11 protein-coding genes and 3 pseudogenes are annotated in these 10069 nt (G+C 37.2%); 7 read left to right on the top strand and 7 right to left on the bottom strand.

The window, feature by feature from the left end:
* The 4 genes and pseudogenes from DPG01_RS17715 to DPG01_RS17700 all read right to left on the bottom strand — a co-directional run.
* Nucleotides 1–81, bottom strand: a pseudogene (locus DPG01_RS17715) (IS6 family transposase); the annotation flags it as partial.
* Between the two features lie 30 nt (nucleotides 82–111).
* Complete coding sequence (locus DPG01_RS17710) at nucleotides 112–774, bottom strand: IS1595-like element ISAcra1 family transposase (protein ID WP_068908137.1); 663 nt, start codon at nucleotides 772–774, stop codon at nucleotides 112–114.
* A 426-nt stretch (nucleotides 775–1200) separates the two neighbouring features.
* Nucleotides 1201–1437 carry a hypothetical protein gene (locus DPG01_RS17705; RefSeq protein ID WP_110975945.1) on the bottom strand — a complete coding sequence of 79 codons (237 nt, stop codon included), beginning with the start codon at nucleotides 1435–1437 and terminating at the stop codon, nucleotides 1201–1203.
* 26 nt (nucleotides 1438–1463) lie between these two features.
* Nucleotides 1464–2033 (bottom strand): hypothetical protein, encoded by a 570-nt coding sequence (locus tag DPG01_RS17700; RefSeq protein ID WP_016659739.1) that lies wholly within the window; start codon nucleotides 2031–2033, stop codon nucleotides 1464–1466.
* A gap of 273 nt (nucleotides 2034–2306) precedes the next feature.
* Here DPG01_RS17700 and DPG01_RS17695 point away from each other — a divergent pair, with 273 nt between their 5' ends.
* Nucleotides 2307–2627: a type II toxin-antitoxin system RelE/ParE family toxin gene (locus DPG01_RS17695; RefSeq protein WP_039253786.1), complete on the top strand. Its 321-nt coding sequence runs from the start codon at nucleotides 2307–2309 to the stop codon at nucleotides 2625–2627.
* Nucleotides 2620–2892 carry a NadS family protein gene (gene nadS, locus DPG01_RS17690; RefSeq protein ID WP_000369781.1) on the top strand — a complete coding sequence of 91 codons (273 nt, stop codon included), beginning with the start codon at nucleotides 2620–2622 and terminating at the stop codon, nucleotides 2890–2892. The genes DPG01_RS17695 and nadS overlap by 8 nt, the downstream gene beginning before the upstream one ends.
* A 104-nt stretch (nucleotides 2893–2996) precedes the next feature.
* Here nadS and DPG01_RS17685 read toward each other — a convergent pair whose 3' ends face one another.
* Nucleotides 2997–4451, bottom strand: a complete 1455-nt coding sequence (locus tag DPG01_RS17685) for a SulP family inorganic anion transporter (protein WP_004762546.1) — start codon at nucleotides 4449–4451, stop codon at nucleotides 2997–2999.
* Nucleotides 4452–4754: 303 nt separating this feature from the next.
* On the opposite strand from DPG01_RS17685, the gene DPG01_RS17680 reads away from it, so the two are divergent.
* Nucleotides 4755–5306 (top strand): hypothetical protein, encoded by a 552-nt coding sequence (locus DPG01_RS17680; RefSeq protein ID WP_110975943.1) that lies wholly within the window; start codon nucleotides 4755–4757, stop codon nucleotides 5304–5306.
* Nucleotides 5307–5453: 147 nt separating this feature from the next.
* Here DPG01_RS17680 and DPG01_RS18975 read toward each other — a convergent pair.
* Nucleotides 5454–5563: pseudogene (locus DPG01_RS18975) on the bottom strand (GFA family protein); the annotation flags it as partial.
* Nucleotides 5564–6087: 524 nt separating this feature from the next.
* Here DPG01_RS18975 and DPG01_RS17665 point away from each other — a divergent pair.
* The 4 genes and pseudogenes from DPG01_RS17665 to DPG01_RS17650 all read left to right on the top strand — a co-directional run bounded on the left by DPG01_RS17665 (nucleotide 6088) and on the right by DPG01_RS17650 (nucleotide 9117).
* Nucleotides 6088–7421: pseudogene (locus tag DPG01_RS17665) on the top strand (ISNCY family transposase).
* 580 nt (nucleotides 7422–8001) lie between these two features.
* Nucleotides 8002–8232 carry an antitoxin gene (locus DPG01_RS17660; RefSeq protein WP_110975941.1) on the top strand — a complete coding sequence of 77 codons (231 nt, stop codon included), beginning with the start codon at nucleotides 8002–8004 and terminating at the stop codon, nucleotides 8230–8232.
* A complete protein-coding gene (gene vapC / locus DPG01_RS17655) occupies nucleotides 8229–8624 on the top strand; it encodes a type II toxin-antitoxin system tRNA(fMet)-specific endonuclease VapC (protein ID WP_000639719.1) in 396 nt (131 codons plus the stop codon). The genes DPG01_RS17660 and vapC overlap by 4 nt, the downstream gene beginning before the upstream one ends.
* Before the next feature lie 160 nt (nucleotides 8625–8784).
* Nucleotides 8785–9117: a hypothetical protein gene (locus DPG01_RS17650; RefSeq protein WP_228157023.1), complete on the top strand. Its 333-nt coding sequence runs from the start codon at nucleotides 8785–8787 to the stop codon at nucleotides 9115–9117.
* A gap of 7 nt (nucleotides 9118–9124) precedes the next feature.
* Here DPG01_RS17650 and DPG01_RS17645 read toward each other — a convergent pair whose 3' ends face one another.
* Nucleotides 9125–10057 carry an IS5-like element ISAha2 family transposase gene (locus DPG01_RS17645; protein ID WP_001040037.1) on the bottom strand — a complete coding sequence of 311 codons (933 nt, stop codon included), beginning with the start codon at nucleotides 10055–10057 and terminating at the stop codon, nucleotides 9125–9127.
* Nucleotides 10058–10069 lie beyond the last annotated feature (12 nt).

Raw genomic sequence — 10069 nt, 5'->3', positions numbered from 1 at the left:
AGTCTTCATAGATTTGAATCCTAATGTGGCCCTGATGATTCGCTTTAACTTACCATGATCACATTCAATGACATTATTTTTGGCTCTAGACTAGCAGATTTACACTTAATTTTACCTAATGAGGTTCCACAGCTCAGTTGCTAACTCATTAGGTTCCCTCATCCAACGCCATTCAGTTTCTTTAAGATGATAATCAAAGTACTCTTTTGATATGCCGTTAAACTTTGCTAGCCTTCTTTTACAAAAGCTCCAAAATGATTCTATTCCATTTATATGGCATTGTCCTCTAGCAAACTCATTTGCTCCGTGATTTACCCTAAAATGCTTTGAATAACCCACATCAACAAGACCATTATAGCCACGCCATCCATCACTATAAATCACACTCTCAAGTGAAACTTTACCAATGATAACCTCTTGTAAAGTCTTCATTTTACAGTCAGGTACGATTTCAGTATAGACGCGCCCATTACGTTCGAATATTCCAAATACTGGCTGTTTTAGAGTCCCACGACCACGCTTTAACTTTCCATGAAACCCACGTTGCCTTTTCGCTCCAAAATAGCTTTCATCTACTTCTATTAAACCAACAAACTTAGCTCTTAAATCTGTTTGATGATCATAGATAGTTTCTCTAAAAAGCATGTACCAATAATTAATCGTATTACGATTTAAATTGAGTAATAAGGCTGTTTTGGAAGCAGGAATATCAACACAAAAGCATTGAATAATTTTTTTAATCTTGTAGTGACTTAATTTACTGTTTTCTATCATTATTCTAGACTAACATAATTATTCTGCTAGTCTAGAGCCTAAGATATTTAGCTTATCATGTCAGCCTATTTGCAACAGTGCCGAATATTTTATGCAGCTGTGAGTTCCGTAATTTTCTTTTTCAACACTGATACTTGTACGGCTGAAGATCGAAAGCTATTTCTGCATCTGCATTGAAGGCTGTTTACCCCGGCTTTTGGAGCCGTTTTTTTAGACCCTATGATTAACCACGATTGTTTAACTAATATGAACAAAGTCGTGAAACATTGGTCAAAGAATAGGCGTGGAACGTGAAAAATCATAAAAAAAACCCAAACAGTGATGTTTGGGCTATAAACTTTGAAATAAGTACTTGAATTTCAAAATAAATTATAACACATTTCGTATAAGGTGTATTATGTTAATTTTAGATAATTTAAATAAAGGCTAGAGACGACTAACATCTAATCCTGCTGCGATTAATCTTGTTGCTATCTTTTTCATCTTATTAAATTCAGCAAAATAGCTATCCTTAATTTGGACGGCCTCACAAAATTCTTTTCCTGTGACATCAGCCAAACTATCTGCATATTTAATAACTTGGATATGTAATTCCTGTGTCCAAGAACTTTCATCTGCATTTGCTAAAGCTTCACGGATAGCGTCAAAAATTTGATCATTCATCTTGATTCCTTCTAGATTTATTTACTTTAAAATGAAATTTGGATTGTTACTTTATCTGGGCTTACATTGGCAGCCTCTGAAATTTTCTGCCTGGCTTCCTCTATTAATTCAGGCAAGTTTACAGATGTAATTGTCTTTGGCTCATTTAAATTAATACGTTGTGTTTGATCTACGGTAATCCAGTCCAATTCATCTAAGTTCAAATGCAACATTTCAAATAACTCATTAGTATCCTTATATGCTACGGGATATTGTTGGGCTTGATTTGATTCGCCTTGCGTCAACCGCTTCCATGCTTCTTTAAATACAACATCATTCGGTAAAAATGCATATTCAGAAACTTGTATAAATTTTCGATCATCTTCAACAATTTCAATATTCCGAACCTTACCAATATAAAAAGCTTGTCCATGATCAATTTCAGGATCGTGCTCATGTAGCTTATTCGTATTCTGAGTACATATTAAATATTCTGCTTGTTCTAATTTACTTAGTACAGCTCGCCAAGCTCTACTTCCACCATTCTTCACTAAAGAATCTTTCGACTCAGATGTAAAGACAATTACAGATTGATGTTCAATTTTTTGGTTATTCATGACGTATATCCTATAAATATTGGTTTTAAAATTTGTATATCGAGTCTCAATAAGCCAAATATACAGATATACAACACGAATATCAATACATACGCAGAGAATATTTTTAAAAATTACAAAAATGCCGAAATATACATAGAGAATATTTTTAATTATATGAATATACATTCCATTTAACATAATGGCGGTTATGCGAAACGAGAGCTACCAGCTCTCGTTTTTTGTTATGGAAACTGCTAAAATTCAAATACGCCATTGACGTATAAAGAGTCCATGTTATTTATTGAAACCAGCATCTTTACCAAGCAAATTAAAGACCTTGTATCTGATGAGGAATATCGTCAACTTCAGCAAGATCTTTTGGTACAGCCTGATAGAGGTGACCTAATCAAGAATGGCGGTGGTATTCGCAAAGTACGTTGTGCTCAAGGTAACAAAGGGAAAAGTGGTGGGATACGGGTGATTTATTATTGGGTCACCGAGGATGATCAGATCTTTTTCTTAGTGGCTTATCCAAAATCAGTAAAAGATAATTTAACAGATAAGGAAACCGCCATTCTGCGCCAACTCGTGAAGGAGCAATTTCATGGATAACAACTTATTTGATGACTTGGTTGCTTCAATCAAAGAAGCTGGAGCCATCAAACGTAAAGAAGTTAAAGCAAGCCGAGTTACAGAACTCGAATTGCCTGATATTAAAGAAGTACGTGAAAAAACCGGCTTGAGCCAAAATGAATTTGCTGCACGTCTACATATTAGCCCCCGTACCCTGCAAAATTGGGAACAGGGACGACGCTATCCAACTGGACCAGCAGCTACATTGATTCGAATTTTAGATGCTCACCCAAGCCTTATTTGAAAAAATTACTTAAAAAATGGGAGCTTAAGGCTCCCATTTTTATTTCGTATAAGGTGTATTATGTTAATTTTAGAGATTCTACATAAACGTAAAATCTCCTGCGCTTAGATTCTGGCATGTGTTCCATACTTATCAATCATGATAGAGCTGGCTTCATTTAAGCCACGCACAGTGACATTCACACCATTCTTTTGAAATTTTTTTACAACAGAATCAAGCATGGCGACTGATGTTACATCCCAAATGTGAGAATGGGTCAAATCAATAATCACATCCTTTACATCCTCTTTAAAGTCAAAACCTTGCATGAATTTTTCAGAAGAACTAAAGAAGATCTGACCTCTCAACTCATATAAACGGGCCATTCCTTCAAAAGATGCTGTCACCTGGATATCATTTTCAAGTTTATTCGCCAGGAACAAGGCTGAAAGTAATACGCCTGTTAACACACCCAAAGCCAGGTTATGCGTAGCAACAACTACAATCACCGTCGCAATCATGACGATATTACTGCTCTTAGGATTATCTTTTAACTGAGTGACAGAACTCCATTCAAAGGTACTGATAGAGACCATTATCATTACCGCTACCAATGCAGCCATTGGAATCACTTTGAGCCAGTCGCTGATAAATACAACCAGAATAAGAAGAAAAATGCCCGCAGAGAATGTTGATAAGCGTGTAAGGCCACCTGATTTTACGTTAATCATAGATTGACCAATCATTGCACAACCGGCCATGCCACCCATAAAGCCAGAAGCAATATTCGCAATCCCTTGTCCCTTACATTCCTGATATTTATCACTTGGCGTATCAGTCATTTCATCCACGATAGTTGCTGTCATCATCGATTCAAGTAAACCTACAGCCGCCAGTGCGACTGAATAAGGCAAAATAATCATCAATGTTTCAATATTCAAAGGAATATCTGGAATCAAGAACATTGGAAGTGTGTCAGGTAAAGACCCCATATCGCCCACGGTCCGTACATCAATTCCTAAAGCGATTGCCAATAATGTGATTGCAATGATGCAGACTAGTGGAGAAGGGAGTAATTTTCCTAATTTGGGAACCAGAGGGAATAGATAAATAATTGCTAAACCTAAAGCAACAAAAGCATATACATGCCAGGTCACATTAATCAGTTCAGGCAATTGAGCCATGAAAATTAAGATCGCTAACGCATTTACGAATCCAATAACCACAGATTTAGATACAAACCGCATTAACTTGGCGAGCTTTAAATAGCCTGCCAATATTTGAATCACGCCTGTCAAAATTGTTGCTGCCAGCAGATATTCAAGCCCATGCTCTTTGACCAATGTGACCATAAGCAGCGCCATTGCACCAGTGGCTGCTGAAATCATGGCAGGACGACCACCTACGAAAGAAATCACGACGGCAATACAGAAGGATGCGTATAGACCAACTTTAGGATCTACACCTGCAATAATTGAAAATGCGATGGCTTCAGGGATGAGTGCAAGACCGACGACTAATCCGGCAAGTACATCCCCACGGATGTTAGAGAACCACTGTTCTCGGACATTAGATAACATAAACATAGCCTGTTTTTTAATTTTTCAGATAGGCTAGTGATGTGATATATACAACACACAAACGACTACACCACATCACTAGACAGTGATGAGTTATTTACAGATTTAAGACGGTAAATAAACTTAAGGTGGCGTAAGTGTCATAAGATGAAGGAACTTTTTAGAGTTGATGTGTGCTGATAAAAACGGAGACTTTAACTTGGTAAAATAAACGTACTCATCAGAAGTTTACCATGAGAAAAAAACTGATAAGCGTATAATAAATAAAACACCATCAAGATAGATATGTGATTCAAGAAGAAAATGATAAGTAAAAATAAGTTACAAAGATCAGAGGAGTTTATTATCTTCGAAGAAGATGTAGTACGCTACGTAAGAGAATTTCCTTTTTGGATTCGGCTTTTTCTGCTGCCCTGGTCTCTGTTTTGTATTCCTTTCGTCTTGTACTATTTAGGCTTAGCACAATCGACAGATTGGACAAATACTCCAATTTTCGGAGTCATTTTTGCAACTTTCGGATTTTTGATCCTTCCTCTTGTTTTTTCAACTATGATTTTGTGGTTTGCAATTTTAGGTGATTCAATTGATTTGACGTTAAATTCCATATCTAGAGAAATCATTCTTCAAAGAAAGTCTCCTTTTAGAAGCAGGCTAACACATTACCCCCTTTCAAATTTACAAGTATATAAAGTTGAACTGGAATCAGACTACCCTGTTTACGATGCTGCAATAGTTACACTAAGAATGCCTGATGGTGTCAAAGTCAGTATCAGTGCTTTCTTTCGCGATGAAGAAGCGAAATACTATATTCAGAGAGTGCGCAAACTCATCGCGATAGCATCAGAATCACCATAAAATCAGACACAGTATTTTTAATGCGCTGTGTAGACTTATTTTACTTTTGTCACTTTACCTTACAATGAACAAGCCATTTGGGATTATGCCAAGTATTCAATTTACTTACAGGTAAACCAAGTGATAGTTTTAATATACTGATAATGCTTAATCGATAGTTGGCATAAAAATAGCAATTACATCTGCTTCAGTTAATTTTTTTGTATCATTGTTAAAAGTATAAAAATCAGGTTTTTATCTATAAAAATTTCCATATCGGAGATAAAATTGCATATGGTGGAGGAGAAGCTTTTCCTCTTAAAAAAAGGAATTATTCATGGAAAGTAGAGGTAAGTGATACTTGCGATATATCGCAAGCAATTATTATTAATAAAATTTTTAAACCTCTTAATCCTAATTAAAAATTCAGGGGTAATAATGGATAATTCTGAACGATTAATTACAGCATTTTACTATTCTGTGGGTGGGGTCATCCTAGGTCTAGGACTAGCAATATTTTCCTCTTTATATCTAGGCTCTACGGTTAGTTCACCTAAAATTATAATTTTTACAGTAATCAGTTGCTTCGTTATAGGTTATTTATTTCCTAATATGGTTGGCAGTATTTTTAAATGGGTTTGGAGAATTTTTGTTAATTAAGCTCTATATCTACGCCTATTTAACATAATCTATATTATACGCAATCTAAGTGTAACTCCAAAATAGAAATGTCTATATTCTCACCAATAAAAATGTCTAGTTTATGATGGTTTAAACATCATAGACTGGATATGAAATATAGATGCTGATCACTATGTCTGACAAAGAAATTCAACGTCTTGCTGTTCTGCAAGACGTTCGAGATCAACGTATTAACCAAGTCCGTGCTGCAGAAATTCTTAATCTTTCAACCCGTCAAATAACCCGATTATTGCACAAGCTAAAGCAAGATGGTGTTTCAGGCCTGATACATGCCAGTCGTGGTCAACCAGGTCATCGTCGCCATGATGATTTATTAAAATCGAAATTTTTTCTATTATTTCTGAACATCTGCTTGGATTTGGACCCACCTTGGCGCATGAGAAGCTCAGCAGCATGTTTGCCCTAGATATCCCGGTAGAAACGCTTCGGCGGTGGATGACGGCAAATGACCTCTGGATTCCTCGATCCAAGCGCCTTAAACGTCCATATCAGCCACACTATAACCGGGATTGCTTCGGTGAGCTAATCCAGATTGATGGCTCATATCATGACTGGTTCGAAGGACGCGCTGCTAAGTGCTGCTTGCTGGTTTATATCGATGATGCTACTGGAAAGCTGTTGCATCTGCGCTTTTGTGAGGCCGAAACGACCTTTGACTATATGCTTTCAACCCGAGCCTACATTGAACAATACGGCAAACATCTGGCCTTTTATAGCGACAAACATTAGGTCTTCCGAGTGAACCAAAAATCTAGCCTAAACAGCCAGATCACGCAATTTGGCCGGATTCTGAATGAGTTAAACATTGATATTATCTTTGCCAACTCACCACAGGCTAAAGGTCGCGTAGAACGCGCGAATAGAACCCTTCAAGACCGGTTGATCAAGGAGATGCGTTTGGAAGGCATCAGTTCAATTGCCGAAGCCAATGCTTGGCTACCCTGCTTCATTGAGCACTTCAATCAGAAATTTGCCAAGTGTGCGAGAAACTCGAAGAATTTACATCTACCCCTAACCGAATCTAATCTTGAACTGGATGATATTTTTACCTGGCAGGAACCGCGTAAGGTCACGAAGAACCTAACCATCACGTATGATAAATGTATTTATATACTTGAACCGACAGAGCTGAATCATAAGCTTGCTGGGCAATACATTTCAATTCTGGAGTATCCGGATGGCACTTTGGCCCTCATGCATGAAGGACGAAAGCTCAACTACAGCATCTTCAATAAATTGGCTGGGCTGCAGCAAAATGAGATTGTTGAGAATAAACGGTTAGGTTCAGTCCTGGCGCATATTCAACAGCAACATGAAGTATTGGAAAAACAAAATAAACGTTCCCGGGCCAAGAAAAGTATGCCGAGTCGTAAAGCTCAGAAAGCTGTTATTGAACAAAGAAATTTAAATCCTGTGCTTGACTCTTGTGGTTAAAAACAGGACACTTTAAATGGTTTATCGCATAGACATTTTAATTGGTGAATAACAGTGTTTTTAATATTACTTTAAGATCAGTATCTTATCGTTATTCATACCCTCTGGAACGTTCTCGTTCAACCGACTTGGAAACAAGTCGGTTTCTTTTTAAGCAAAACTGTAACTTTTAGCCAATAAAATTGATCAAAAAACATTCGTTTTTGCATTTTTTCCTGATTTCTCAAGGGTCACAGTTCATAAATAATCCCCAATTTCTGCGGACAACTCTTGGGATAAAATAGGCCAACTTTGTAAGCTAAAACTTACATGAATTTAAGATTTTTGAGGATTGGTAATCCAAAGCATTAGCCCTATGATGAATACATAAGGGAACTGGATGTTTCCAGAAAACAAGAATAAGAAAATAGCGCAAGGAATGAGCAGCACGAGATCAGTAAGACGAGCACCCCGATATGAAAAAGCCCGACAGGATGTCGGGCTTTTTTATTGCCTTATGATTTTAATTTCACTTTGACTTTACAAGATTTAATGTTAAGATATATATCAATGATATATATCTTGGTTTCGGGAGGTAATTATGGAAATTGCGAAAGTATTTCAAACTGGTCGCAGTCAGGCTGTTCGCTTGCCTAAAGCCTTTCGCTTTAATGGCACGGAAGTGGCCATCAAAAGCTTCGGTCGTGGTGTATTACTCATGCCCATCGACAATCCTTGGGATGTCATGTTAGAAGCAATAAATGAGTTTGAGGTTGGATTCCAATTGGATCGAGCTGATCAAGGCGAACAGCTCCGTGAGGAGTTCAGATGATTTACCTCTTAGACACAAATATTTGTATCTATGTCATCAACAATAAGCCTCAACAAGTTTTTGAGCGCTTTAAGCAATATCAACTCGGCCAGCTTGCGATTTCGAGTATCACGGCATCTGAGCTGGCTTTTGGTGTAGAGAAGTCTGGATCTGAACGCAATAAACAGGCGTTAAACAAGTTTTTGTCACCTTTAGAGATTCTTCCTTACGATGAACAGGCGATTTGGCATTACGCCAAATTACGCCAGAATCTTCAATCTACAGGTAAACCGATTGGCAGCTTAGATATGCTGATCGCTGCTCATGCTTTGGCATTGGATGTTGTATTAGTTACGAACAATACAAAAGAATTTGAACGAATTGATGGTCTGAAGCTAGAGAATTGGGTCTAATCGCTATATCTAGCCCGCCCTATGCAGGGCTAGAATTCGTATAAGAGATTTATGTTAAATGGATACAGCTTTTGAAAATTTTAACTTTGAATCAGAGATTTCATTTTTAATATGATAAAAACCAAAGGATAAAGAAAATTTTGATTTAGGTATGTCATAAGTGAATTTTTCAGGTGATGTAGAGGTTTTTTTATCTTGTCTTGGAACTAAAGAGTCAAGTTCAGATATTTTGAAAGCAGTTATTCTTGTTGCAAGTGAGTTTGACTCATTAGAGACTAATTTTGGTGGAGAAAAGCTATCCTATTGGCAATTTTTTAAGAGAGGTATTACGTTCAGGTTTAATGAACATCAGATACTAGATACCATTTTCATCTACGTCAAAGAGAATGAAGAATATTACCCATACCCATTTTTAGAAAATCTGATCACAGGTATTAATCACAAAAGGGCTTTGTTGCACAAAGATTTAAAAGATAACACTCTGCTCATTTGAACAGAATTCAAGTGACAACTTGGGTATGAGGACGACCTAATTCTGTAAATTTGTTCAATACGGCTATGCGTGCATGAATCTCATTCACCTGACTAGAAAAACTCCTTGCTGTTAATTTATCACCTAATAGTTTGATGCAATGCATCTTGGTTTCAACTAAACTTCGACGATGATAACCAGACCATTTTTTCCAAAGCGTTCTTCCTAAACGTTTAACTGTTTTCAGTAACTCATTCCGCTCTAAAGATCTCAATTTCTGATCTTTCCATGGTTTTGCATTTTTTCTTGGCGGAATGAGCGCATGTGCATCTCGATCTAGAATGACTTGTCTGCAGTGCTTCGTGTCATAAGCACCATCGGTATAGACCGAATCAATTCGTTCATCTAAGGGAATTTGAGCAAGTAAATCACCGAGTACTTGCGAATCGCTCACATTATTTGTAGTAAGCTGTACTGCACGTATTTGCAAGGTTTCAGCATCGATGCCAATATGAAGCTTACGCCATTGGCGACGATATTCAGGTCCATGTTTCTTACGTTTCCACTCCCCTTCACCTAGAAACTTTAAGCCAGTTGAGTCGACGAGTAGATGTAGCCCATCACTACTTTTTTGATAGCTAATCGCAATATCAATATGTTTTTGTCTTCGACAAAGCGTACTGTAATCTGGTGCGGTCCAATTTAATCCACAAAGTTTAATCAGACTTTGAACAAAACCCGTGACCATGCGTAAAGAGAGTCTAAATAAAGATTTGATCATTAAACAGCATTGAATAGCCGTATCGGAGTAAGTTTGATTTCGACCTTGCTTGTTTTGTGGTTGTGCATACCACTGAGTGTTTGGATCAAACCAAATGGAAATGTTGCCCCGATTAATGAGAGCGCGATTATAGGAAGACCAGTTGGTTGTACGATAAGTTTTAGGAGTAGGTTTATTCATTTTGAAATTATA

The organism is Acinetobacter sp. WCHAc060042 (assembly GCF_003231195.1).
Classification (GTDB): domain Bacteria; phylum Pseudomonadota; class Gammaproteobacteria; order Pseudomonadales; family Moraxellaceae; genus Acinetobacter.
Note: the sequence above shows the minus strand (reverse complement) of the source record. Positions and strands in the feature narration are given on the sequence as shown.